The 24,953-nt window shown below is 65.0% G+C and carries 25 protein-coding genes; 12 read left to right on the top strand and 13 right to left on the bottom strand.

The features are described 5' to 3' along the window. Nucleotides 1-82: 82 nt before the first annotated feature. A complete protein-coding gene (locus CH283_RS01610) occupies nucleotides 83-1,495 on the bottom strand; it encodes a glucose-6-phosphate dehydrogenase (RefSeq protein WP_094641440.1) in 1,413 nt (470 codons plus the stop codon). Between the two features lie 49 nt (nucleotides 1,496-1,544). Here CH283_RS01610 and CH283_RS01605 point away from each other — a divergent pair, with 49 nt between their 5' ends. The 3 genes from CH283_RS01605 (at nucleotide 1,545) to CH283_RS01595 (ending at nucleotide 3,804) form a co-directional block, all read left to right on the top strand. Further along, complete coding sequence (locus CH283_RS01605; RefSeq protein ID WP_094641438.1) at nucleotides 1,545-2,147, top strand: hypothetical protein; 603 nt, start codon at nucleotides 1,545-1,547, stop codon at nucleotides 2,145-2,147. Between the two features lie 83 nt (nucleotides 2,148-2,230). After that, a complete protein-coding gene (locus tag CH283_RS01600) occupies nucleotides 2,231-3,472 on the top strand; it encodes a globin domain-containing protein (protein WP_176460415.1) in 1,242 nt (413 codons plus the stop codon). Next, entirely contained in the window at nucleotides 3,469-3,804 is a 336-nt protein-coding gene (locus CH283_RS01595; protein ID WP_094641020.1) for a cupin domain-containing protein, read from the top strand. Before CH283_RS01600 ends, CH283_RS01595 begins: the two co-directional genes overlap by 4 nt. Here CH283_RS01595 and CH283_RS01590 read toward each other — a convergent pair. Beyond that, a complete protein-coding gene (locus CH283_RS01590; protein WP_094641019.1) occupies nucleotides 3,801-4,373 on the bottom strand; it encodes an isochorismatase family protein in 573 nt (190 codons plus the stop codon). The genes CH283_RS01595 and CH283_RS01590 overlap by 4 nt on opposite strands. Nucleotides 4,374-4,394: 21 nt before the next feature. Here CH283_RS01590 and CH283_RS01585 point away from each other — a divergent pair, with 21 nt between their 5' ends. Continuing rightward, nucleotides 4,395-5,201 (top strand): MOSC domain-containing protein, encoded by an 807-nt coding sequence (locus CH283_RS01585; protein ID WP_094641018.1) that lies wholly within the window; start codon nucleotides 4,395-4,397, stop codon nucleotides 5,199-5,201. A gap of 55 nt (nucleotides 5,202-5,256) precedes the next feature. Here the strand turns inward: CH283_RS01585 and CH283_RS01580 are convergent, their stop codons facing one another. The 3 genes from CH283_RS01580 to aspA are packed head-to-tail and all read right to left on the bottom strand — an operon-like array spanning nucleotide 5,257 to nucleotide 9,017. Then, nucleotides 5,257-6,141, bottom strand: a complete 885-nt coding sequence (locus tag CH283_RS01580) for an asparaginase (protein ID WP_094641017.1) — start codon at nucleotides 6,139-6,141, stop codon at nucleotides 5,257-5,259. Beyond that, nucleotides 6,134-7,573 carry an amino acid permease gene (locus tag CH283_RS01575; protein WP_094641016.1) on the bottom strand — a complete coding sequence of 480 codons (1,440 nt, stop codon included), beginning with the start codon at nucleotides 7,571-7,573 and terminating at the stop codon, nucleotides 6,134-6,136. The genes CH283_RS01580 and CH283_RS01575 overlap by 8 nt, the downstream gene beginning before the upstream one ends. 4 nt (nucleotides 7,574-7,577) lie before the next feature. Next, entirely contained in the window at nucleotides 7,578-9,017 is a 1,440-nt protein-coding gene (gene aspA / locus CH283_RS01570) for an aspartate ammonia-lyase (RefSeq protein ID WP_094641015.1), read from the bottom strand. 99 nt (nucleotides 9,018-9,116) lie between these two features. Between aspA and CH283_RS01565 the strand changes: the two genes are divergently transcribed. Next, on the top strand, nucleotides 9,117-9,824 hold the full coding sequence (locus CH283_RS01565) for a FadR/GntR family transcriptional regulator (RefSeq protein ID WP_068048192.1): 708 nt from the start codon (nucleotides 9,117-9,119) through the stop codon (nucleotides 9,822-9,824). A 123-nt stretch (nucleotides 9,825-9,947) separates the two neighbouring features. Further along, entirely contained in the window at nucleotides 9,948-11,363 is a 1,416-nt protein-coding gene (gene argG, locus CH283_RS01560) for an argininosuccinate synthase (protein ID WP_068048189.1), read from the top strand. 72 nt (nucleotides 11,364-11,435) lie between these two features. Here the strand turns inward: argG and ligD are convergent, their stop codons facing one another. Together ligD and CH283_RS01550 are read right to left on the bottom strand one after the other, a co-directional pair. Further along, the gene (gene ligD, locus CH283_RS01555) at nucleotides 11,436-12,392 is read right to left on the bottom strand and encodes a non-homologous end-joining DNA ligase (protein ID WP_094641014.1); all 957 of its coding nucleotides are present in this window, start codon (nucleotides 12,390-12,392) and stop codon (nucleotides 11,436-11,438) included. A gap of 18 nt (nucleotides 12,393-12,410) precedes the next feature. After that, entirely contained in the window at nucleotides 12,411-13,871 is a 1,461-nt protein-coding gene (locus tag CH283_RS01550; protein ID WP_094641434.1) for a helix-turn-helix domain-containing protein, read from the bottom strand. A gap of 153 nt (nucleotides 13,872-14,024) precedes the next feature. On the opposite strand from CH283_RS01550, the gene CH283_RS01545 reads away from it, so the two are divergent. The 4 genes from CH283_RS01545 to CH283_RS01530 are packed head-to-tail and all read left to right on the top strand — an operon-like array spanning nucleotide 14,025 to nucleotide 17,253. Continuing rightward, a complete protein-coding gene (locus CH283_RS01545; RefSeq protein ID WP_068048183.1) occupies nucleotides 14,025-15,068 on the top strand; it encodes an amidohydrolase family protein in 1,044 nt (347 codons plus the stop codon). Between the two features lies 1 nt (nucleotide 15,069). Next, nucleotides 15,070-15,852 carry an iron-sulfur cluster assembly protein gene (locus CH283_RS01540; protein WP_255183041.1) on the top strand — a complete coding sequence of 261 codons (783 nt, stop codon included), beginning with the start codon at nucleotides 15,070-15,072 and terminating at the stop codon, nucleotides 15,850-15,852. 5 nt (nucleotides 15,853-15,857) lie between these two features. Further along, on the top strand, nucleotides 15,858-16,883 hold the full coding sequence (locus tag CH283_RS01535; protein ID WP_094641432.1) for an NAD(P)-dependent alcohol dehydrogenase: 1,026 nt from the start codon (nucleotides 15,858-15,860) through the stop codon (nucleotides 16,881-16,883). A 46-nt stretch (nucleotides 16,884-16,929) separates the two neighbouring features. Further along, complete coding sequence (locus tag CH283_RS01530; protein WP_068048178.1) at nucleotides 16,930-17,253, top strand: putative quinol monooxygenase; 324 nt, start codon at nucleotides 16,930-16,932, stop codon at nucleotides 17,251-17,253. On the opposite strand, the gene CH283_RS01525 is transcribed toward CH283_RS01530, so the two are convergent. Together CH283_RS01525 and CH283_RS01520 are read right to left on the bottom strand one after the other, a co-directional pair. Beyond that, nucleotides 17,250-18,152 (bottom strand): alpha/beta fold hydrolase, encoded by a 903-nt coding sequence (locus tag CH283_RS01525; RefSeq protein WP_068048175.1) that lies wholly within the window; start codon nucleotides 18,150-18,152, stop codon nucleotides 17,250-17,252. The two genes, CH283_RS01530 and CH283_RS01525, sit on opposite strands and share 4 nt — an antisense overlap. A gap of 30 nt (nucleotides 18,153-18,182) precedes the next feature. Further along, a complete protein-coding gene (locus tag CH283_RS01520; protein WP_255183040.1) occupies nucleotides 18,183-18,956 on the bottom strand; it encodes an RsiV family protein in 774 nt (257 codons plus the stop codon). Nucleotides 18,957-19,087: 131 nt separating this feature from the next. Between CH283_RS01520 and CH283_RS01515 the strand changes: the two genes are divergently transcribed. Next, a complete protein-coding gene (locus CH283_RS01515) occupies nucleotides 19,088-19,441 on the top strand; it encodes a VOC family protein (protein WP_094641430.1) in 354 nt (117 codons plus the stop codon). A gap of 124 nt (nucleotides 19,442-19,565) precedes the next feature. On the opposite strand, the gene groL is transcribed toward CH283_RS01515, so the two are convergent. After that, nucleotides 19,566-21,191, bottom strand: a complete 1,626-nt coding sequence (gene groL / locus CH283_RS01510; RefSeq protein WP_094641012.1) for a chaperonin GroEL — start codon at nucleotides 21,189-21,191, stop codon at nucleotides 19,566-19,568. A gap of 417 nt (nucleotides 21,192-21,608) precedes the next feature. Here groL and CH283_RS01505 point away from each other — a divergent pair, with 417 nt between their 5' ends. Beyond that, entirely contained in the window at nucleotides 21,609-23,090 is a 1,482-nt protein-coding gene (locus tag CH283_RS01505) for an amino acid permease (RefSeq protein ID WP_068048170.1), read from the top strand. Between the two features lie 37 nt (nucleotides 23,091-23,127). Here the strand turns inward: CH283_RS01505 and CH283_RS01500 are convergent, their stop codons facing one another. Genes CH283_RS01500 through CH283_RS01490 form a run of 3 tightly spaced genes read right to left on the bottom strand, consistent with a single transcriptional unit; the run spans nucleotide 23,128 to nucleotide 24,813 of the window. Beyond that, on the bottom strand, nucleotides 23,128-23,481 hold the full coding sequence (locus CH283_RS01500; RefSeq protein WP_068048169.1) for a PH domain-containing protein: 354 nt from the start codon (nucleotides 23,479-23,481) through the stop codon (nucleotides 23,128-23,130). Continuing rightward, the gene (locus tag CH283_RS01495; protein ID WP_094641011.1) at nucleotides 23,478-23,852 is read right to left on the bottom strand and encodes a TetR/AcrR family transcriptional regulator; all 375 of its coding nucleotides are present in this window, start codon (nucleotides 23,850-23,852) and stop codon (nucleotides 23,478-23,480) included. The genes CH283_RS01500 and CH283_RS01495 overlap by 4 nt, the downstream gene beginning before the upstream one ends. Nucleotides 23,853-23,898: 46 nt before the next feature. Next, nucleotides 23,899-24,813 carry a serine/threonine-protein kinase gene (locus tag CH283_RS01490; RefSeq protein ID WP_094641010.1) on the bottom strand — a complete coding sequence of 305 codons (915 nt, stop codon included), beginning with the start codon at nucleotides 24,811-24,813 and terminating at the stop codon, nucleotides 23,899-23,901. Between the last annotated feature and the right edge of the window lie 140 nt (nucleotides 24,814-24,953).

Genomic DNA, 24,953 nt, shown 5'->3' with positions numbered 1-24,953 from the left:
ATCGTCGGCAACTCGGTACAGTCCATCGTTTCGGACAAAAAGGACCCACCGACTGTTTCGGACCCCGAAACGCGACGCAGACTCAGCCCTCGGTATTCCCGGTGATCAACCAGCCACAGGGTGCGGCGAGCGCGTCCGCCTCGGCGGGTCCCATCGAACCGGGCTCGTAACTCTTCACCTCGGGCGGGTTGCTCAGCAAGGGAGCCGCGACATCCCACACGTGCGCCAGACCGTCCGGCCTGGTGAACAACGATCTGTCTCCGCTGAGCACATCGAGGATCAGGCGCGCGTATGGGCTGAGCGGCTCCGCGTCGGGCATCGACTTCAGCGGTAACGCCAGATGTCCCACCGACAGATCGAAATCCGGGCCCGGTTCCTTGACCGTCATGGCGATGTCGATGCTGCCGTCTCCGGACAGATCGAAGGACAGCACCGCCCCGTCCTCGGGCAGCTCGGTGAGCGGACTGTCGGCGGGCTTGCGGAACACCAACGACACCCGCTGCGCTCCGACACCCAGCATCTTTCCGGTGCGCAGCAGGAACGGCACTCCACGCCAGCGGTCGGTGTCGACCCACAGCTTGGCCGCCACGAACGTGTCGACCTCGGAGTTGTCGTCGACTCCCTCGACGTCGCGGTAACCGTCGTACTGACCGAGTACCACCTCGTCGGTGTCCAACGCCCGGAACTTCCCGATCACCGTCTCCCGAGCCGATTGCAGATCCTCGGCCTTCAGTGACGCCGGCGGTTCCATCGCCACCTCGGCCGCGACCTGGAACAGGTGCGTGACGAGCATGTCCAGCACGGCACCGGTCTCGTCGTAGAACTCGGCGCGGTCGTCGATGTCGAGGGTCTCGGGGACGTCGATCTGCACCTGCGCAATGTGCTCGGAGTTCCAGATGCCGCTGATCATGCCGTTCGCGAACCGCAGCACGTGCAGATTCTGGGTCGCTTCCTTGCCCAGGAAGTGGTCGATTCGGTAGACCTGCTCTTCCTCGACGACCTCGTGGACGGCTTTGTCGAGTTCCTCGAAATTGCTCTGAGAAGTGCCGAAGGGCTTCTCGTAGACCACCCTGGAACCCTCGGCGAGATCGTGTGCACCCAGGGCCTTCGTGTAATCGACGAAGGTGCTCGGAGGCAGAGCGATGTAGTGCACCAGCTGGGCGTCGTCGCCGATGTCCTTCTTCACCTCGGCGACGACCTCGGGCAACGTACCGGGATCGTCGACGGTGAAGCCGTTGCCCGCGAAGCGGATTCGCTCGGAGAATTCGGACCAATCGCCGTCGTCCACGTTCTCGGCGAACTCGTCGAGGACGCTGCGGACGTGATCGCGGAACTCGTCGTCGGAGGTGTCCCTGCGGCCGTTGCCGATCAGGACCCATTTCTCGGGCAGCAGGCCCTCGATATGGAGCTGGTAGAACGACGGCAGGACCATTCGCTTCGCGAGGTCTCCGGTCGCGCCGAACAGGACGAATACAGTGGGTTGCGAGGACGCCATGACCTCCACTATGCACCGACCCGGGCCGAGCATGGCTACAGTCGGTGTGATGACCAGATCACGGTTTCACGGTGAGATCTACGGGGTAGGTACGACGTCCGGCGTGCGGATCGTCGTCGGGCATTGGACGCGGTCGCCGCTCGGGGAATTCACCGACGTCATGGTCCAGTTCGCGGACGGACAGCGTCTGCTGATCGCCCCCAACGAGGACGTACGCGAATTCGTCACCGCCACATACACATTCGACTCCACCGAGCTGGTCCCGGTGACCTTCGCAGCGGAGCCGAATGGATGGCGATCGGTGCAGGCCGGTGACCTGTCGATCAGGATCCGCGTCGCCGGGCCGACCGTGCTCGGTCGCGCATTGAGCATCGTGCCCGACGCGGTCTCGACGGCACCGTGGTTCTGCGCGATCAGCGACCCCATCGCCCGAGTCGTACTGCGCGGAGTGCGCACCCGCGGCAGCGCAGGCGGGGGCCGACGCGAGTACTACGGTGCCAAGCACCAACATCGCGTCACCGACGTCTCTGCATCGTGGCAGGGCGAGGACCTCGGATCGCTCACCCCCGTCACACCCCCGGTGACATTCGGATTCGGCAGCACCCCGGCGGCACCGTCGGTCACCTCCATCACCACGACGATCGACAGTTAGAAAGCCACCCGAGGGACGAAGGTCCCTCGACGTCGGGACGTAAAGGGCTGCTGCGACAGCAGCGCAGCGGCCAGGGTGGTGACGTGACCCTCACTGCACCACCCCGCCCCTCGTCCGACACCCACCCCGCTCTGTCTCCCGCTGCCGAGGCCGTCGTCCGAGTCACTGCCGGTGTGGTCGCGGAACACTCCGAAACGATCAGCGCCCGCTTCTACGAGTCGATGCTCGGCGAACGCCCCGAGCTGTGGCGGCTGTTCAACCGCGCGAATCAGGAAACCGGAGAGCAGAGTCGGGCACTGGCCGCGTCGGTGGTCGGCTACGCCGTGCAACTGATCGACCCGGACGCACCGTCGTTCGAGCCGGTGTTGCGCCGCATCGCCGGCAAGCACATCACCCTCGGCATCACCCCGGAGCAGTACACCCTCGTCGGCCGTCACCTGCTCGGTGCCGTAGCCGACATCCTCGGCGCCGCCGTCACTCCCGCCGTCGCTGCCGCGTGGGACGAGGTCTACTGGTTGTTCGCCACTCAGCTCGTCGCCACCGAAGCGCGCCTCTACGCAGCGGCAGACATCGACCCCCACAATCCGCTGCGCCCGTATCGCGTGATGCGGCGCACGCAGGAAAGCCCCGGCACGGTCTCGCTCGTCCTCGAACCCGCGGACGGCGCTCCCCTTCCCGCACTCGCGGCCGGCCAGTACGTCACGGTGTTCGTCGACCTCGCCGACGGCACCCGGCAGCCGCGTCAGTACAGCGTCTCGTCCATCGCCTCCGACACCCGCCTGCAGATCACGGTGGCACAGGTACGGAACGGTCCGCCCGGGCAGGTCTCGACCCACCTCCAAGAGGCCGTCGACGTCGGCGACATTCTCGAAGTGAGCAGTCCTGCAGGCGATTTCGGAGTACCTACCGGCGAAGGACCGCTGCTGATCGCCACGGCCGGTGCCGGAATCACCACGGTGCTGCCGCTCGTCGAGCATCTCGCTCGAACTCAGCCCGGCCGACCACTGATACTGGCCCACGCCGACCGCAGCCGCGCCGACCATGCATTGCGACAGGCGATCGCCACCGCGGCCGAAGCACTCGACGACGTCGTCGATCAAGCCTGGTACGAGACCGTCGACGCGGACGATTCGACGTCGTTCACCGGATTGATGGATTTCGACCGGATCGCCTTCACCGCGGACACCCACGTGCTCAGCTGCGGACCGTTGCCGTTCCTGCGCGCCGTCCGGCTCGCGGCCCTTCAGCGCGGCGTACCGCCGGACCGCATCTCCTACGAGGTGTTCGGGCCGGACCTGTGGTCTCCCGTCACCGTGACCGAATGAAGAAGGTTTCGCTCGACGCACTCGTCGGCACGCAGATCGCGACGGCCACCGCCGCCTCGTCGCGTCGGGCGGCGGTGGCGGTGTACGGGGGCCACGACCACGCTCTCCGACAAACACTGATCGCGCTCGCTGCCGGTGCCGAACTGTCCGAGCACAGCAACCCAGGAGAGGCCACCGTGCATGTCCTGTCCGGTCGGGTCGAATTGGTCAGCGGCAGCAATGTGTGGTGCGGAATGTCCGGAGATTTCTTGATCGTCCCCGAAGCACCGCACTCCTTGCGAGCCATGACAGACGCGGCCGTGCTGCTGACGACGGTGGTCGCGTCGGCCTAGACCACCGAAGCGCCGGATGCTCTCAGCTCGTCGAGGGCCGCCGCGGAGGTCTCGGGAGCAACCCCGGCGACGAGGTCGGTGAGGACGCGGACGTCGAATTTCTCGGCGACGGCATCCTTGGCCGAGGCCAGCACACAGTAGTCGGTCGCAAGCCCGACGACGTCGATGTCGGTGACCTCGTTGGCAGCGAGTATCTCGGCCAGGGGTGTCCCGTCCTCGGTGACGCCCTCGAACGCCGAGTACGACGGCTTGCCCTGCCCCTTGTAGACGTGCTCGTCCACCGAACCGGTCGCGTAATCGGGGTGGTACTCGGCACCGACCGTGCCTGCCACGCAATGCACCGGCCACGTGGTGACGAAATCCGGTGCGGCATCGGTGGCGAAATGCCCGCCGTTGTCGCCCTCTGCGTCGTGCCAATCCCGCGAGGACACCACGAGGTCGTAGTCGTCGCCCTGGCGCGCCAGGTACGCGCTGATCCTGCGCGCGACCTCCGCCCCGCCGGCCACCGCCAGCGCGCCACCCTCGGTGAAATCGTTCTGCACATCCACAACCAACAGCGCACGAGTCATGGATCCCAGTATCCTCGACGAGTGCGCGTGTCGTCTCTGCTGACCTACCCAGTCAAGGGATGCGCAGGTGCATTGTTGGATTCTGCCCACGTGAGCGCTACCGGCCTCGAGCACGATCGCGCATTCATGATCGTCGACGCCGACGGCGCATTTCGCAGCCAACGGAGCGACCCCGGCCTCGCGGTCGTTCGATGCTCGGTGACGGACGGGTCGCTGACGCTCGACCACGCAGCGATGGGTTCGGTGACCGTGGCCATCGACCGCGATTCCGAGTCGCGTGACATCACCATGTTCCGCACGCCGATGCGGGGCGTCGATCAGGGCGACGAGGTCGCGGGCTGGCTGACCGAAGTGATCGGAGAACCGTCGAGGCTCGTCGCCGCGCCGCGCGACCTCGGCCGGATCACCGACGGAATATCGCCCGGCTCAGCACAATTCGCCGACAGCGCGGCAGTCCACATTCTCTCGACCGCCACGCTCGCCGGGCTCAATTCCCGACTCGACGCCGCATTGCCGATGAATCGATTTCGTCCCAATATCGTCGTCGACGGCTGGGACGAACCGCATCGGGAAGACGAGGTGCGGGAAGTGACCATCGGATCCACGCGTCTCGCGTACACCAAGCTGGCGATCCGGTGCGCCGTCACCACTGTCGAGCAGACAACCGGTGAGCGCAGCGGGCCCGAGCCGCTGCGCACCCTGGGTGACTACCGCCGCAGCCGACAGAAGGGTGTCGCTTTCGGGTCGAAATTCTCCGTGCTGCAGAACGGCACGGTGACCGTCGGCGACGAACTACACGTCGAGAGTTGGGGCGAGTCGGAGCTGTAGCTCGAACGGCACTGCCGCCGTTGTCCACTGTTCGCCTCCGCGCACGGTTTCCCGCCTACGAGAAGGAATTGTGGACAGCCACGTCACTCGCTCCGGTGGCAACGAGCGCCGCCAACTGAATCCGTGCCTGCCCCGCCCGCAGTTCCCGGGAGAACACCGCACCCGCATCGACCAGATCGTGTCCACCCCCGCCGCCGCCGTACGTCGGCGAGGTCTCACCGAACGGCACCCGCGTCGTGACGACCACGTGCACCCCAGCCGCCACTGCTTCTTTCACCGCATGCACCACGGCGGCGTTGGTGTTGCCCGAGCCGAGAGCCTGAAGCACGATGCCCGACGCCCCCGCCTGGCGGCACGCATCGATCTGCAGGCCGTCGGCACCGGGATACAACGCAACGATGTCCACGCGGACCCCGGCAATGGGCTTCCACGGCAACGGTTTCGGTCGCGACAATGCGGCTGAGCGGAACGCGTCGAGCTCGGTGGTGTGTTTCTTGATCGCACCCCGTGCGGGCAGCAAGCGCCCACCGAAGGCGATCAGCACACCGCGCTCGGACTGCGCTGCTGCCACTGCCGCGGCAATGTTGCCGGGGCCGTCCGGATCGGCATGATCGGCAGTGCGCTGCGCGCCGGTGAACACCACCGGACGCTCGTCGTCGTGGAACAGATCGACGTACAACGCCGACTCCTCCATGGTGTCCGTCCCGTGCAGCACCACCACTCCGACGCATCCGTCCTCGGCGAGCGCGTCCGCCACCGCCGTACGAATGGTGTCGAGATCCGCGAAGTCCAAGGCCGAGCTGTCCTTCGACATCACCTCGCGCACCGCGACGCCGTCGACATCCACCCCGACACCGGCGACCGGACGAGAAACCCCGTGCTCGTCGCGACTACTGGCAATGGTGCCGCCGGTGGTCAACAGGGCGACAAACTTATTCACTGCGCGCCGCCACCTCTCGAATTCGTTTGCGGCACAGGAACCAACCACCGACGAGCATCGGCGCGATGAGCAGGATCGACGCCACCGTCCAGGTACCGACCGGTTTGTCGAAGGCCATCAGCATGAGTACACACGCCAAGAAGCCTAGCGTTGCGTATCCGGTGTACGGGGCACCGAACAATCGGAACGCAGGTCGAGTGACCGCGCCGGTCTTGGACAGCGACCAGAACTTCAGCTGACACGCCACGATGACGGCCCAGGCGCTGATGATGCCGAGAGCGGCGAGGTTGAGCACGATCTCGAATGCCTGCGCCGGGACCACTGCGTTGAGCACGACGCCGAGCAGCGTCACCACCGACGTCAGTGCGATTCCGCCGTACGGCACACCCGATTTGTTCATCCGCGCAGCGAATGCGGGAGCCGAACCGGCGATCGCCATCGAATGCAGGATGCGTCCGGTGGAGTAGAGGCCGGCGTTGAGCGAGGACAGTGCCGCAGTGAGGACCACGAGGTTCATGATCGCGTCGGCACCCTCGACGTCGATGGCTCCGAAGAACGTCACGAACGGACTCTCACCGGCCTGATAACTGGTGTACGGCAACAACAACGAGAGCAGCAGCACCGAGCCGACGTAGAACACGACGATACGGATGATGACGGTGTTGATCGCCTTGGGAATGACCTTCTCGGGGTTCTGCGTCTCGCCGGCAGCGGTACCGACCAGCTCGATCGAGGCGTACGCGAACACCACGCCCTGGATCACCACGATCGCAGGCAGCAGCCCGTTGGGGATCAGTCCGCCGTTGTCGGTCAGCACACTCAACCCCGGCTCCTGCCCGTCGATGGGCGTTCCGAAGATGACGAAGTAGGTACCGATCAACAGGAACGTCACCAGTGCAACGACTTTGATGAGCGCGAACCAGAACTCGAGCTCACCGAACACCTTCACCGACACCAGGTTCAGCCCGAGAACGAGCAGCAGGCCCCCGAGTGCGAACACCCACTGGTCGATGTCGCCGAGCGGTGCCCAGTACTTCTTGAAGAAGTTCATGTACAACGCCACGGCCGTCACGTCGACGACCGCCGTCATCGCCCAGTTCATCCAGTACAGCCAGCCGGCCGCGAAAGCGACCTTCTCCCCGAAGAATTCGCGGGAGTACGAGACGAACGAGCCCGAGGTCGGCCGGTGCATCACCAGTTCGCCCAGTGCGCGCAGGATCAGGAAGGCGAAGAATCCGCACAGCGCATACACCAGTACCAGCGCCGGACCTGCGTCGCGGAGGCGGCCACCGGCTCCCATGAACAGCCCGGTTCCGATGGCACCGCCGATGGCGATCATCTGAATCTGACGTGGGGCCAGCTCTTTTCGATAACCGGGGTCTTCCTCGGTGAAGGCCTTGCGGGTATCGACACTCCTGTTCTCGGTGCTCATCGCGTCACCTCGTCGACGTCTCGGGAGCATCTGCATGCTCGACCGGCGCCACTCGAAGGTTGGCGAGGTGCTCGGGACTCAGGAGCCGATCGAGCTCGTCCCGGGCCAGCAGCCCCTTCTCGAGTACGAGGTCGACCACATTGCGCCCGCTGACCAACGCTTCCTGGGCAATCGCAGTCGATTCCACGTATCCGAGATACGGGCTCAGCGCGGTGATCAGGCCGATGGAGTTCTCGACGCGCTCACGCAGCAGATCGACGTTGGCGGTGATGCCGTCCACACAGCGATGCGCGACGGTGCGGCACGCGGCACTCAGATGCGCCATACCGTCGGACAGGGACTTGACGATGATCGGCTCGAATGCGTTGAGCTGCAACTGTCCTGCCTCGGCCGCCATCGTGATCGTGACGTCGTGGCCGATCACCTCGTAGGCGACCTGATTGAGCACCTCGGGGATGACGGGGTTGACCTTGCCGGGCATGATCGACGAACCCGCCTGCATCGGAGGCAGATTGATCTCGTTGAAGCCCGCCCGCGGACCGGAGGACAGCAACCGCAGATCGTTGCAGATCTTCGACAGTTTCACCGCAACCCGCTTGAGCACACCGGACAGGTGGACGAACTGACCGACGTCCTGCGTTGCCTCGATCAGGTCCGTTGCCGTCACCAGCGGCAGACCGGTGATGGTCCGCAGATGTGCGACAGCCGATTCGGTGTATCCGGCGGGGGCGTTGAGTCCGGTGCCGATGGCGGTGGCTCCGAGGTTGATCTCGTGCACCAGCAGTGCAGCTTCCTCGAGCCGCGAGCAGTCCTCGTCGATCATGATCGCGTAGGTGCCGAACTCCTGACCGAGAGTCATCGGCACCGCGTCCTGCAGCTGCGTGCGGCCCATCTTGACGACGGTGGCGAACTCGCTTGCTTTGCGGCCGAACGAGTCCCGCAACACCTTCATCGAGGCGATGAGCTCGTGCACCGCGAAGATGGTCGCGATGTTCACCGACGTCGGATACACGTCGTTGGTGGACTGCGACGCGTTCACGTGCTCGTTGGGGTGCAACATGCTGTAGTCGCCGTGGGCGTGCCCGAGGATCTCCAGCGCACGGTTGGCGATGACCTCGTTGGCGTTCATGTTGGTCGAGGTGCCCGCACCACCCTGGATGACGTCGACGACGAACTCCTCGTGCCACTGGCCGTCGAGAATTTCCTGGCACGCCGTGCGGATTGCTTCCCCGCGGGTGGCGTCGAGAATTCCGAGATCCTGATTGGCCGACGCAGCCGCCCACTTCACCGCTGCGAGTCCGCGAACGAGGTGCGCGTTGGTGGAGATCGGACGCCCGGTGATGGGGAAGTTCTCGAGAGCGCGCAGGGTGTGGATCCCCCAGTACGCAGTCTTCGGGATGTCGCGTTCGCCGAGAAGATCCTTCTCGATGCGGGTATCGGCCACGGTTGCGCTCCTTGATGGGGTGTCCAGCTGTCCGGCTGTCTGACAGGTAGAGTGTGGCGCAGAACACCTCATCGGTCAACCCCAGGCTAGGATTGCGTCATGAACCTGTCGGACAGCTGGGCAGTCAGTGCGCCCACGAATGCCCGAATGAGCGCAGCCGAGGCGGTGTTCGCCGACCTCCGCTCGGCGATCGCGTCGGGTGATCTACCCGTAGGGCAGAAGTTGCCTTCCGAGGCCGCGCTCGCCACCCGGCACAGCGTCAGCCGCTCGGTCATCCGTGAGGCGCTGCGTTCCTGCCATGCCCTCGGCCTGACCGAAACCAAAACGGGCCTGGGCACTTTCGTCGTTCGCGACCGCGTCGGAAACGACCTCGACATCGGCAACTACGCGGCCCGCGAGCTCATGGAGGCCCGCCCTCACGTGGAGATTCCCGCTGCAGGCTGGGCCGCGGAGCGTCGTACCGACGAGGAGTTGACGGTGCTCGCCGGTCTGGCCGACGAGATGCGCTCCGAGGACGACCACGAGGCCTGGGTACTGCTGGACGCGCAGTTCCACACGGCGATCGCGCGAGCGAGCAAGAACCGCGTATTCGAGGCGATCATCGTCGATATTCGGGATGCGTTGACCCGGCAGTCCGAGACCCTCAACCTCGTCGCACATCGGCAGCAGCAATCCAACGTCGAACACGACGCGATCGTCGACGGCATCAGATCCGGCGAATACGACGCGGCAGCCCGCGCCATGACCGTGCATCTCGATGCGGTCCGGGGTGCAGTGGAGTCGCTCGCCGATCGGCCGGATCAGTAGTACGACTAGGCCGGGAGTGGAGCCTGCGGAACTACCCCTACTAGGCCGGGAGTGGAGCCTGCGGAACGACCCCTACTAGGCCGGGAGTGGAGCCTGCGGAACGACCCCTACTAGGCTGCTGCCGTGACGAAGGTATTGAACTCTCTCCCGGTCGGTGAACGAATCGGCATTGCATTCTCCGGCGGTCTCGACACCTCGGTGGCCGTGGCATGGATGCGCGAGCACGGCGCAGTGCCGTACGCCTACACCGCCGACATCGGTCAGTACGACGAACCGGATCTGTCCGATGTGCCCGAGCGCGGCCTGGCCTACGGGGCCGAGCAAGCGCGGCTCATCGACTGCCGCGAGCCTCTCGTCGAGGAGGGCCTGGCTGCACTGACCTGCGGGGCATTCCATATCCGCTCGTCGCTGCAGACGTACTTCAACACCACCCCGCTCGGCCGCGCGGTCACCGGCACGATGCTGGTCCGCGCCATGCAGGAAGACGGCGTCTCGATCTGGGGCGACGGATCGACGTACAAGGGCAACGACATCGAGCGGTTCTACCGCTACGGCCTGCTCGCCAATCCGCAGCTGCGTATCTACAAGCCCTGGCTCGACGAGGCATTCGTCGCCGAGCTCGGCGGCCGGCACGAGATGTCGCAGTGGCTCAGCCAGCGCACGCTCCCCTACCGCGACTCCGCCGAGAAGGCGTACTCCACCGACGCCAACATCTGGGGTGCCACCCACGAGGCCAAGAGTCTCGAATACCTCGACACCTCGCTCGAGATCGTCAACCCCATCATGGGCGTTAAGTTCTGGGACCCCGAGGTGGAGATCGCCGCCGAAGAGGTCACCGTCGAGTTCGAGCGCGGCCGCCCGGTCCGCATCAACGGCAAGACCTTCGACAGCGCTGTCGACCTCGTCATGGAGGCCAACTCCATCGGCGGTCGCCATGGTCTCGGCATGAGCGACCAGATCGAGAACCGCATCATCGAAGCCAAGAGTCGCGGCATCTACGAGGCCCCCGGCATGGCGCTGCTGCACATCACCTACGAACGCCTCGTCAACGCCGTCCACAACGAGGACACCGTCGCCTCTTACCACAACGAGGGCCGTCGACTCGGACGCCTGCTGTACGAGGGACGCTGGTTCGATCCGCAGGCGCTGATGCTCCGTGAGGGCCTGCAGCGGTGGGTCGGCAACGTCGTCAGCGGCAGCGTGACACTGCGACTGCGCCGCGGCCAGGACTTCACCATCGTCGACACCCAGGGCAGCAACTTCAGCTACCACCCCGAGAAGCTGTCGATGGAGCGCAGCCAGGGCCAGGCGTTCTTCCCCGGCGACCGCATCGGTCAGCTCACCATGCGCAACCTCGACATCGCCGATTCACGCAGCAAACTCGAGCAATACGCCGCGCAGAATCAACTCACCGCCTGGGGCGACCTGATCGGCGAACTGCCCGCAGGCGGAGCCGACGCCATCGCAGCAAGCGGCCCCGACAGCTCCGTCGACTCCTCGGCACTCGACCACGCCGCCATCGAGTCCGGCACCGACTAGAACTGCTTGCCGAACTCGCAGTTATGCACGGATTTCCGCCGATTTCCGTACATAACTGCGAGTTCGGCGCAGTCAGTCTTCTGCAGGCTCGACCAAGCCCTGATGCTCGTCCCGCTCAGCCCACTCGAGTAACTCGTCGATCGCGAACACCGCGTCGTCGATGCCCGCGTGCAGGTCACCCAGCTCGGCGAATCTGGCAGGCACCGTGAACATCGTGAACTCGCGCGGATCCACGCTCGCGACCTCGTCCCAGGAGATCGGCGTCGAGACCGTCGCCTGTTGATTCCCCCGCACCGAATACGCGCTGGCGATCGTGTGATCGCGGGCATTCTGGTTGTAGTCCACGAACAGTTTCGACGGGTCGCGGTCCTTGCGCCACCACGTCGTCGTCACGTCCTCGGGGGCGCGACGCTCGACCTCACGCGCGAAAGCCAGTGCTGCCCTTCGTAGATCCTTGAATCCGTAGGCCGGGTCGATGCGCACGTAGATGTGCAGCCCGTGCCCGCCGGAGGTCTTGGGCCAGCCGACGGCACCGAGGTCTTCCAACACCTCCTGAACGACCCCGGCGACGCGTCGCACTCGGTCGAAGGGGCAGTCGGGCATCGGGTCGAGGTCGATGCGCCACTCGTCGGGCATCTCGACATCGGCGCGGCGGCTGTTCCACGGATGAAATTCGACGGTGGACATCTGCACTGCCCAGGCCACGTGAGCCAGTTCGGTCACGCACAGCTCGTCGGCAGTGCGGTTGTAGCGGGGAAACGTCACCTGCACCGTCTCCAGCCACGGCGGCGCTCCGTTGGGCACACGCTTCTGGTGCACCTTGTCTCCGGCGAGACCCTTGGGGAAGCGGTGCATCATGCAGGGCCGCTCCCTCAGTGCCCGCACGATGCCGTCGCCGACGCTCAGGTAGTAGTTCACCAGATCCAGCTTGGTGGCACCGCTCTCGGGGAAGTACACCCGATCGGGGTTGGAGATTCGTACGATGCGGTCGCCGACCGGCAACTCGATCGACGGTGAGCTACTGGCCATGAGATCGAGCGTAGGCGATCACGAACGCAGCGTGATGCCGTATCGGTCTCGCTTGCGGTAGATGGTCGCGCGGCTCATGCCGAGTTCCTCGGCCGCGTCGTTCATCGTGATGCCGGGTTGCGACAGCACGCGAATCATCTCGTCCCGCTCGAATGTCTCGATGCGGGTGAGTCGATGGGTGGTGTGCGACAGCACCTCCGGCGGCAGGTGTTCGATGCCGATGACGTCTGCGCGGATCGCGGCCCGATGCATGACCGTCGCCAGTTCCGCGACGTTTCCCGGCCAGGCGTACTCCCGCAGCGCCCGCTCGGCGGCGGTGGTCAGCGTGACGACCCGGCCGCGTACCCGGCCCGCGAGGTGCAGGGCGAGCGGCGCGATGTCGTCGGGCCGATGTCGCAGGGAAGGCAATTCGACGACTGTGCGCAGCAATCCGGCGAGTGCGTGCGGTACGTCGTCGTAGTTCGATGCCGTGACGGTCACCGGCACGCCTGCCCCTGCACGACGCAGCAGTTCCGCCAACGTGTCCGCCGCACGGGCGGGCAGCCTGTCGACGTCGCGGATGACCACGGCGGTATCGGGTTTCGGCAATTCGGGGGTCCACAGGTCGAGCCAGGCCTCGACGTCACGGGCAGCGGGCGCACCGGCGCTGAGGATGCGGCCGCGGGGCCGAGATGTCCGCAGCGCTCGGGCCAGGACGGTAGCTCGTCCTGATCCCGCCTCGCCGACCATCAGCACCGAACCGTGATCGGCCAGCGCCGATGTCGCCGAGCCCAGTGCACTGCGCCAGGCCGGCGAGAGGTCGTCGACGACGCCGGATCCTGCTCCGCTGTGCGCGGTCTCGACTCGGAAGACCTCACCGCGCGGTGCGGGCCTGGGCTGCTGACCCTGCGACCGTGCGAGCATCATCGCCGAGGTGTTTCCGGCCGCCGATTGAGCAAGGGCCAGAAGCAGATCCGACGACGACTGCGACCACGTCGTGAGATTCACACACCCCTCCACCCGGCCGGTCAGTGGATCGAGAACGGGAGCGGCCGCACACGTGTACCCGGCCAACGAGAGCGAGTAGTGTTCGTCCGCCTTCACCACCGCAGGTACCCGATCCGCCAGCGCGAGTGCGAGTCCGTTGGTGCCGGTCTGATCCTCGGCGTAGGAGAACCCGGGTGCCAGGTGCACGCGATCGAGCGCGGCCAGCAACTCGCGGTCCGCGCTGACGCGATCCAGTACGAGACCGTCGGCGTCGGTCAGCATCATCGATACCGGCTCGTTCGCCAGCGTGTCGCGCAGACCGTCGAGCACCTCCCGGCCGCAGCGATAGAACAGGGATTCGCCGTCGTACGTTCCGGAGAAGACGGGAGCAACCTCGTCGAGCGAGACCCCGTACCGCTGGCTGCGATGCCACGACGCCAGAAGGCGGTGGGAGACGGCAGCGAGGGGCTCGGAGTGGAGTCGGGCTCGCACGAGACCCTCCGGTTCAGCCATGTGACCCACGTTACATTCGCATGTCGCAATCTCACCCCGCCGATCGTCTCGAATTGAGACGTCGCGGGGCCCTCGAGGCGGCCCCACAGCCCTACCGTCGTGCACAGATCAACGTGACCCACGTCACGCACTGCAATTCGGGAGGCCCACCGCATGTACACGAAAAACGGCGAGAACTACTTCATCGTCGACGCCCACATCGCCCTGTGGGATGCGCGGGAGCAGAACCAGCGCAACATCCACGGCAAGCAGTTCATCGACTGCTTCTACGACTACCACCGCAATCTTTCGCCCGAGAGCGAGCTGTGGACGTACGACGAGTACCTCTACCAGGGCGGCGAGCGGCTGATGCACGACCTGTTCGAGATCGGATACGTCGATCACGCCATCTTCCAGCCCGCTCACCTCGGGGAGTTCTACAAGACCGGCTTCGGCCAGACCGAGGAGGCCTCTGCACTCGCGGCAGCTCACCCGGACAAGCTGACCTACAACCACCACTTCGACCCGCGTAACGGCGAGCGTGGTCTCGACCAACTGCGGGCCGACGCAGAACGCTTCGGGCTGAAAGGCGTCAAGCTCTACACCGCCGAATGGCACGGCGACTCCCGCGGCTACAAGCTCGACGACGACTGGACGCGGCGTTACCTCGAGGTGTGCCGCGAGGTCGGCATCAAGAACATTCACGTGCACAAGGGGCCGACCATTCGTCCGCTCGACCGCGACGCGTTCGACGTCGCGGACGTCGACCACGTGGCCACTGATTTCACGGACCTGAACTTCGTCGTCGAGCACTGCGGACTGCCGCGCCTCGAAGACTTCTGCTGGATCGCCACCCAGGAACCGAACGTGTATGCCGGACTTGCCGTGGCCATTCCGTTCATGCACACGCGTCCGAAGTACTTCGGGCAGATCATGGGCGAGCTGCTGTACTGGCTGGGCGAGGACCGCATCTTCTTCTCCTCCGACTACGCGCTGTGGACGCCCAAGTGGTTGGTCGAAGGATTCGTCGACTTCCAGATCCACGAGTCCCTCGACGAATACGCGCCCATCACCATCGAGCAGAAGAAAAAGGTGCTCGGGCTCAACGCCGCCAAGCTCTACGACATCCCGGTCCCGGCCGAACTGCAGTTGCCCGACGCCGACGAGACCGAGACCGGACCGCGTCAACCCGAACGCGCCGACCTCGCGGGGGTGTGACGTGTCGGTAGTTGCAACCCTGTCGAGGCACGACGAGGCGTTCGCCGCACTCGGACTCGTCCTCGATCCCGAATTGGACGAGCCCATCACCGATCTCGGATTCGTCCGATCCCTCGAGGTCGACGACGGCGTCGTGCATGTTCATCTCCGGCTGCCGACGTCGTTCTGTTCGCCGAACTTCGCGTATCTGATGGCGGGAGACTCCAAGGACGTGCTGACGGCATTGCCGTGGACCGAGCGAGTGCTGGTCGAACTCGACGATCACCACGACTCGGACAAGATCAACGCCGGCCTTGCCGCCGACGCCGGCTACCGCGGCACTTTCGGACACGAAGCCGAGGAGAACCTCGACGAGCTACGAGCGACGTTCCGCCGCAAAGCGTACGTAGCTGCGATGGAACGCTCGCTCAAAGCATGGTTGCGGGCGAATCCCCATGCGACCGAGAACGATCTGTCGACGGTCGTGCTCGGGGATCTTGCGGACGACCGAACGTCGAACGCATTGCTCCGCCGCCGTGAGGCACTCGGACTTCGCACGGATCCGGCCGCCTCGGCTCTGGTCGATCACGCCGGTCGCCCGCACACCGGGGACCTGACGATGGTGATGCGGCGAGCCCGCGCCACCCGCGTGTCGATCGACGGCAACGCGCACTTCTGCCGCGGACTGCTGCAGACCCGATACCCCGGCGCCGAGGAACAGCAAGTCCCACGCGCAGAGGGCGCATTCATTCCCCTGACCACTGTCGCTGTCCCACAACGCACTACACAGGAGCATTCACGATGAGCACGATGCGCGCCGTCCAGGTTGTCGGCTACCACCGGAAGCTGGAGATGACCGAGGTCCCGATTCCCGAAGTGCAAGGCCCCCTCGACGTGATCGTGAAGATCGGCGGAGCAGGCGTGTGCCGCACCGATCTGCACATTCTCGAAGGCCAGTGGGCCGAAAAGTCCGGTGTCACATTGCCGTACACGATCGGCCACGAGAACGCTGGCTGGGTGCATGCGGTGGGATCGGCCGTCACCAACGTCACCGAGGGCGACAAGGTGATTCTGCATCCGCTGGTCACGTGTGGACTGTGCCGCGCCTGCCGATCCGGCGACGACGTTCACTGCGAGACAAGCGATTTCCCGGGAATCGACACCAACGGTGGGTACGCGGATTACCTGCGGACCAATGCCAGGACAGTGGTGAAGATCGACGACTCGCTCGAGCCGTCCGCGGTGGCCGCACTCGCCGACGCCGGCCTGACCGCCTATCACGCGGCGGCGAAAGCGGCCCGACGGCTCACACCCCGCGACAAGTGTGTCGTCATCGGCGCGGGCGGTCTGGGCCACATCGGCATTCAGGTTCTCGAGGCACTCTCCCCCGCCGAACTCATCGTCATCGACCGCAACGCCGACGCGGTCAAGCTTGCGCTGACCCTCGGTGCCGATCACGCGGTGGTCGCCGACGGCAGTCAGGTGGACCAGATCATGGAGCTCACCGGCGGGTTCGGTGCCGAGGTGGTGCTCGACTTCGTCGGCGAAGGTGGTTCCACCGCAGAAGGATTGGCGATGACCAGACGGGCCGGCGACTACCACGTCGTCGGATACGGCGAGAACATCGACGTCCCGACGATCGACCTGATCTCCGAGGAGAAGAACATCGTCGGCAACCTCGTCGGGTCGTACAACGACCTGTGCGATCTGATGTCGCTCGCCGCGCGAGGCGCGGTGAACCTGCATACGCAGACCTATGCGTTGGACGACTTCCAGAGCGCCATCGACGACCTCGACAACGGACGTGTTCGCGGACGCGCGATTCTCGTACCGTGAAAACGGGTAGTAGCAAGAACCATCACTTCGACCACGAGGAGCACCGTTGATCTTCATCACCGCCAAGTTCAAGATCAAGCCCGAGCACGCCGACAACTGGCCCGAGATCTCACGCGACTTCACCGAAGCGTGCCAGGCCGAGGAAGGGTGCCTCTGGTACTTCTGGTCGCGCACTCTCGACGACCCCACCGAGTACGTCCTGGTGGAGGCCTTCAAGGACCCCGATGCCGGTGCGACGCACGTGAATTCGGATCACTTCAAGCAGGCACAGAAGGATCTCCCGCCGTACCTGCAGGAGACGCCGAAGATCATCAGCCAGGAAGTGGACGGCACCGACTGGAACGAACTGGGCGAGCTCGCGGTCGACTAGTTCGAGCCGCGATCCCGGACCACCTGGCCCAGCGTCACGATGGCGTCGGCGAACTGCCCAGGTAGTTCCTGAGGCGGGTTGTGGCCACAATCGACCTGACGAACGTCGATCAGATCGTCGAAGTGTGCCGCGTGGTCCGGGCGGCCGTACAGCGAGGCGACGGTGTCCTCGGTCGGATCGATCACGACCGTGGGCACCGTGATCCTCGGTTGCTCGGTCAGCAACTCCTGGGTCGCTGCGTAGGCCGCGTCCCCCACCTCGATGCCGTAGCGGTGCCGGTAGGAATGCACGGAGACGTTCACGAAGTCGGGGTTGTCGAACGACGGTGCGGTGGCCGCGAATTCTGAGTCCCCGAACCGCCAGGTGGGCGACCAGTCCGTCCACAGTGTCTGTGCGATCTCTGCGCGGTACTCCGCGAGCCCGGCCCGACCCCGCTCGGAGTGCAGGTAGTACTGGTACCAGAACCGCTTCTCCAGGTGGGGGGCCACCGGCGTCGACACCGCCGCGGCGATGTCCTGGATCAGATAGCCGGAGACGCTCACCAAGCCCGACACCAGCTCCGGCCACATCGCGGCAACGACGCAGGCCGCTCGCCCACCCCAGTCGTAACCGGCAACGATGGGCTTGTCGAGTTCGAGCGCAAGGATCAGCTCGCGAAGATCGTGGCCGATCGCAGCCTGTTCACCGGAGCGCATCGTGGCCGCGTCGACGAACCGGGTCGGACCGAAACCGCGCAGGTACGGCACCACCACGTCGTAACCGGAATCGGCGAGCAGCCTCGCGACGTCATCGTAACCGCGCGGGTCGTACGGAAACCCGTGCAGCAGCACCACCGAACGACCGGACGGATCACCGAATCGGTCGAAGGCGACGTCCAGCACCCCTGCGCGAATCATCATGGGTCCATGTTCGCATTGTCGGGCAGAGGGTCAGCTGCTCAGCACATCCTGCATGCCGGGAGCGAGGACATCGGACAGATCCGTCCATGGAACGGTGATCGTGATGAGGCCGATGCCGTAGGCCCCGACCTGGTAGTCACCGAAGTGAATGTTCATACCTTCCGGTGACGCCGTCCAGTTTCCGAAGTTGGCCACCGTCGGTTCGATCCCCGAGCGCTCGAAGCTCTCGCCGGCCCGGGTGGTCGGAAGAATCCTCGCTGCCTGATCGGAGAGCCGAGCCAGACCTGCGTCGAGATCGGTGAACGCATCGTCGAGGGAGATCGGTTGCGCGGTGTCGGTGCCGATCGTCACGGTCGCAATCAGAGAGTTGCCATGCGCTCCGGGCGGGACGGCGATCCACCCGGTGATCTGCTCGGCACTGATCACGCGGCTCCCCACGTGGGTCGTCCCCGTCGAGTAGCCGTCGCTGAGAGCGAAGTCGTTCCCGTAGTCACCATCGATCTGATCCTGGAGCGCCGCGCGCATCGACTCGTTGAACTCCGCCGTCACGGCGGAGTCCCCACCACTGAGCTGCGGAATGGCCACGTCGTACGTCGCATTCCCCGTGGAACCGGCGACGCGGGTGCTGCCCAGAACGTACGGCTCGGCGGCGTCCGGCTCCTCGGTGGGCTCGGGCGCTGCTGTCGCGGTCGGCTCGACGCTCACCGTCGTCGCCGCGGTAGCGGGAGGTGCGGGCTCCGGCGTTGCAGTTCCCGAGGTGGAGCAACCCGCGAGGACCACGGTCACGGCCAACGCGACGGTCATCGAGCGAATACAAGCCATTACCCACACTAAACACAACGCGGCCGCTCACTCAACCACCGCACATCCGGCGACTCCGCTGCTAGCGTCGAACGTCCAGGTTTCCTGCCGTCCACGAATTGGAGGAGAGTTCGATGAGAACGAGGAACATCATCACCAATCTGCGGGTACCGAACGTGGACGCGGCCAAGTCGTTCTACACCGAGTTTCTCGGACTGCGTTCGGAGGAGTTCGACATGGGCTGGGTTGCGCGGCTGACGTCGCCCGATCGCCCGGTCAGCGTTCAGTTGGTGACGGGCGACCAGAGCGCACCGGAAGACTCGGTGATGTCGGTGCTCACCGACGATGTCGACGGCGCATACGCCGAAGCCCAGAAGTTGGGTTTCGAGATCGTGTATCCGTTGACCACCGAGCCGTGGGGCGTGCGCCGGTTCTTCGTTCGCGCTCCCGACGGCAACGTCATAAACATCGCGTATCACCGGGACTGACTGCATCGAATCGGGTGCAGCCGACCGCGCTGAGCGCGGCTGGTTGCACCCGATTCGAAGCTCCGCCGCACGAAAAAGCCCGGCACCTCGAAAGGTGCCGGGCTTCTTCAGTGCAACAAGGGACTCAGAAGTCCATGCCGCCCATGCCACCGGTCGGATCGCCGGCGGGCGCTCCGGCCTTCTCGGGCTTGTCGGCGACGACGGCCTCGGTGGTGAGGAACAGAGCCGCGATGGACGCTGCGTTCTGCAGTGCCGAGCGGGTGACCTTGACCGGGTCGTTGATGCCTGCAGCGAGCAGGTCCTCGTACTCGTTGGTCGCGGCGTTGAGGCCGTGGCCTGCGGGCAGGTTGGAGACCTTGTCCGCAACGACGCCGGGCTCGAGGCCTGCGTTGAATGCGATCTGCTTGAGCGGGGCGGACAGTGCGACGCGAACGATGTTCACGCCGGTTGCCTCGTCACCGTCGAGCTTGAGGTTGTCGAGTGCGGGCGCTGCCTGGAGCAGTGCCACGCCGCCACCGGCGACGATGCCTTCTTCGACGGCTGCCTTGGCGTTGCGCACGGCATCTTCGATGCGGTGCTTGCGCTCCTTGAGCTCGACCTCGGTTGCCGCTCCGGCCTTGATGACTGCAACGCCACCGGCCAGCTTGGCCAGGCGCTCCTGCAGCTTCTCGCGGTCGTAGTCGGAATCGGAGTTCTCGATCTCGGCGCGGATCTGGTTGACGCGACCGGCGATGGCGTCGGAATCTCCCGAGCCCTCGACGATGGTGGTCTCGTCCTTGGTGATGACGACCTTGCGTGCCTGACCGAGCAGCTCGAGTCCGGCGGTCTCCAGGGAGAGGCCGACCTCTTCGCTGATGACCTCGCCACCGGTGAGGATGGCGATGTCGGCGAGCTGCGCCTTGCGACGGTCACCGAATCCGGGTGCCTTGACGGCAACGGACTTGAAGGTGCCACGGATCTTGTTCACCACGAGGGTGGAGAGAGCTTCGCCCTCGACGTCCTCGGCGATGATGACGAGCGGCTTGCCGGACTGGATGACCTTCTCCAGCAGCGGCAGCAGGTCCTTGACGGTGCTGATCTTGGAGCTGACGAGCAGGATGTACGCGTCTTCGAGGACGGCTTCCTGGCGCTCTGCATCGGTGGCGAAGTACGCCGAGATGTAGCCCTTGTCGAAGCGCATGCCCTCGGTGAGCTCGAGCTGCAGGCCGAAGGTGTTGGACTCCTCGACCGTGATGACGCCTTCCTTGCCGACCTTGTCCATTGCCTCGGCGATGAGCTCGCCGATGGACGGGTCGCCTGCGGAGATGCCAGCGGTAGCAGCGATCTGCTCCTTGGTGTCGATCTCCTTGGCGGACGCGAGCAGGGCTTCGGTGACGGCTGCAACAGCCTTCTCGATTCCGCGCTTGAGGCCGAGCGGGTTCGCGCCGGCTGCGACGTTGCGCAGGCCTTCACGGACGAGTGCCTGAGCGAGAACGGTAGCGGTGGTGGTGCCGTCGCCTGCGACGTCGTCGGTCTTCTTGGCGACCTCCTTGACGAGCTCGGCGCCGATCTTCTCGTAGGGATCTTCGAGCTCGATCTCCTTGGCGATGGAAACACCATCGTTGGTGATCGTGGGAGCTCCCCACTTCTTCTCGAGTACGACGTTGCGACCCTTGGGGCCCAACGTCACCTTTACTGCGTCGGCGAGGGCATTGAGGCCTCGCTCGAGGCCACGGCGTGCCTCTTCGTCGAACGCGATGATCTTGGCCATTGCGAAGTGATCCTCCGGATTGGGGGTGACACATTGCTGGCCGAGCTCGGTGCCCGCGACGGACGACCAGGGGTGTCGTTGATTCCCCGGCCTCACCGTGTCCCGACCTGGCACTCACGTGTCGAGAGTGCCAACTGCATTTCTAGCACTCGACCATGGCGAGTGCAAGGTCGACCATTCATGCAAGCCGAGGGGCGAACCACCGCCACCCCCATGCCCGACGCCACCGCGCGGCGACAGCCGCGAGCGGATGCTCACCTTCGCGAGGGTCCTTCACGCACTGTTCACATCCGTACGCGTTGTTAACATCCGAATACTGTGCTTCGAACCATCGGCGCTAATACCGTTGAGCGACAACAGCTTCGACGCCAAAAAATTCGGACAAAACCCTACAAAAACGACAAGAAGGATCGAAACATGTCCGATACGGTCGACACCTCGTACGACAACTCGGCGATGGACCACGAGGAGGAGGGCTACCACAAGGGCCTGAAACCTCGGCAGTTGCAGATGATCGCCATCGGCGGGGCAATCGGCACCGGCCTGTTCCTCGGCGCGGGTGGACGCCTCGCCAGCGCCGGACCCGGCCTGTTCCTTGCCTACGCGCTCTGCGGAATTTTCGTATTCTTCATCCTGCGGGCCCTCGGCGAACTGGTGCTGCACCGTCCGTCGTCGGGCAGCTTCGTCTCGTACGCGCGCGAGTTCTTCGGCGAGAAGGCAGCTTTCGTCGCGGGCTGGATGTACTTCCTGAACTGGGCGATGACGGCCATCGTGGACGTCACCGCCATTGCGACGTACATGCACTACTGGGGCAGTTTCGAGGTGATTCCGCAGTGGGTCATCGCGTTGATCGCGCTGGTCATCGTCATGAGCCTGAATCTCGTGTCGGTCAAGTGGTTCGGTGAGATGGAATTCTGGGCCGCCATCATCAAAGTCATCGCGTTGGTGACGTTCCTGATCGTGGGCGTGGTGTTCCTCGCGGGCCGAATCCCCGTCGGCACCCAGATGCCGGGCATCAGTCTCATCACCGACAACGGCGGCTTGTTCCCATCCGGCGCATGGCCGCTGGTCATCGTCATCTCGGGTGTCGTGTTCGCCTATGCAGCAGTCGAATTGGTGGGTACCGCAGCGGGTGAGACCGAGAACCCGGAGAAGATCATGCCGCGGGCGATCAACTCGGTCATCGCCCGTATCGCACTGTTCTATGTCGGCTCGCTGGTGCTGCTGGCCCTGCTGATGCCGTACACCGCGTACCAGTCCGGGACGTCGCCGTTCGTGACGTTCTTCTCGAGCATCGGCCTCGGCGGCGCGGGCACCATCATGAACATCGTCGTGCTCACCGCGGCACTGTCGAGCCTCAACGCCGGCCTGTACTCCACGGGCCGCATCCTGCGGTCGATGGCGATGAACGGCAGTGCGCCGGAGTTCACCAAGAAGATGACCAAGGGCGGCGTTCCGTTCGGCGGCATTCTGCTCACCTGCTTCATCACGCTGTTCGGTGTCGCGCTCAACGCCATCGCCCCCGGCGAGGCCTTCGAGATCGTGCTGAACATGTCGGCACTGGGCATCATCGCCAGCTGGGCCACCATCGTGCTGTGCCAGATCCAGCTGTTCCGATGGTCCCAGAAGGGCATCGTGGAGCGGCCCAAGTTTCGGCTGTTCGGAGCGCCGTACACCAGCTATGCGACCCTGGTGTTCCTCTTCGGAGTGCTGGTGCTGATGGCCTTCGACGCCCCGATCGGCAGCTGGACCATCGCCACTCTTGTGGTCATCGTCCCCGCACTGATCGGTGGTTGGTTCCTGGTGCGCACCAAGGTGCTCGCGGTGGCAGAGGAACGCCTCGGCTACACCGGCCAGTACCCGGTGGTGGCCAACCGCCCGACCGAACCGGAGGAGTAGCCGATTCGCGTGACGGGGCCCGAGGACCGGTGCCCCGTCACGCGGCCGCGGCGGCGTTGTTGATCAGCTGCACCACCGCACGCGGATCCTCCACCGTCAGAATCAGCCGCTGATACTCCTGCTGCTCGAGCTCTATGACGATCGTGTCGGCACTGCCGGTGACGTTGTAGAACGTCTTGACGCCGTCGCGGTGAAACGTGCCCGCGGTCTTTCCCGGCAGACCGAGCCCCGGTGCTCGAATTCCTTTGGGCTCCTTGCTTGCTCCCGGATCGTGGGTAGCTCCGCGTACGCTGCTCAGCGGGATCTCGAGCTTCCGAGTGAACGACCACACCTTGTCCAGCCCCTGCGGCTCCACCACCAGGGTGCCGTCGACGACGGTCACGGAATTCATCTGAGTTCTCCTTCGATTGCAATGGTCGAGTCGATACCGGCGCGCACCAGTAACCGTTCGCCGAGGGCGCGCGCGACGTCCTCGGTGGCACCGGAAGCAAGGCTGCTCGCGCAGATTTCGCGAACATGGTCGTCGAACGGCGCAAGTTCCAACAACGCCACCAGTAGCAGATCCACGTCCCATCGGGTACTGGTCAACGCAGCGAGAAACAATCCTCGCTTGCTGCCGAACGCCTGGTAGAGGCTGCCGCGATGCAGTCCCGTGACGCGCAGCAGATCGTCCAGGGACGTTCCTTCGTAGCCGTTGGATCGAAACTGCTCGGCGGCCGACGCGACGACGGTCGCCTCGTCGAAGCTTCTGGTACGTCCCATTCATCGAGCATGACAGATTGATGACCGATCGGTCAAGAACGATCGGTCAAGAAAACTTGAGCCACCGCGACCTCGTGAACGGCGAGCGTCGCGGCGGCGGTTCCGGAACTCCAGCTTCCACTGCAGCCGCGACGGCGTCGCTGAGCTCTACGCAGGTTCGGAAACGGTCCGATGGATCCTTCGCCAACGCCCTCGCGACCACCGCGTCGAGCCCCCGCGGCAACGACCGTCGACGACGGGTCACCGACGGCGGCTCGGCCGTGAGATGCGCGGCGGTGATGGCCAACGGCGTGGCCAGTGGATACGGAGTGCGGCCGGTCGCCAGTTCGACGAGCGTCGCCCCCAGGCCGTAGACGTCGGTCTGCGCGCTCAGCACTCCCCCGCGCAGCAGTTCCGGTGCCGCGTACGGGATGGATGCCATCACCGTCCCGCCTGCCACCAGCGGCGTGGAATCATCGAGCAGGCGCGCAATTCCCCAGTCCGACAACAACACCTGCTCGTATCCGTCGAATCGCACGGTGGAGATGAGAATGTTGGCGGGCTTGACGTCCCGATGCACGACGCCCTGCGAGTGGGCGTAGTCGAGTCCCTTGGCCACCTCGGCGACGATGCGCGCCACCCGAGAGACGTCGAGGGCGATCTGTCCGCGGGCGACTAGCCGCGCAGCACTGTAGCCGTCCACGTAGTGCATGGACATCCACAGCTGGTGCTCGAACTCACCGTGCTCGTGCACCGACACGATGTTCGGGTGCACCAACTGTGCCGCGACGGCCGCTTCCATCCGAAACTTGTTGCGCAACCTCGGAGATCGCGACGCATCCCGGTCCAGAATCTTGAGGGCCTCGTACCGATCGTGGCCCCGGCCGAGAACCAGATACACCTCGCTCATACCGCCGACCCCGAGGCGGCGCTGGACCCGGAATCCGGCGAACTCCGAACCCGGCTGCAATCGACTGGTCACCGAATCACCTGCTGCACAACATTTTTCACGCCGCGAAATACGAGGGGTGACACAATCGGACACGTCCGCAGCATCGGCAGAACTGTAGTCCGTTCGACTGTTCGAGGCGACTCGACAGAGTGCGCACCCACGCCCGTTTC

It is taken from the genome of Rhodococcus sp. 05-2254-2, from assembly GCF_002259095.1.
Taxonomy (GTDB): Bacteria; Actinomycetota; Actinomycetes; order Mycobacteriales; family Mycobacteriaceae; genus Rhodococcoides.
Note: the sequence above shows the minus strand (reverse complement) of the source record. Positions and strands in the feature narration are given on the sequence as shown.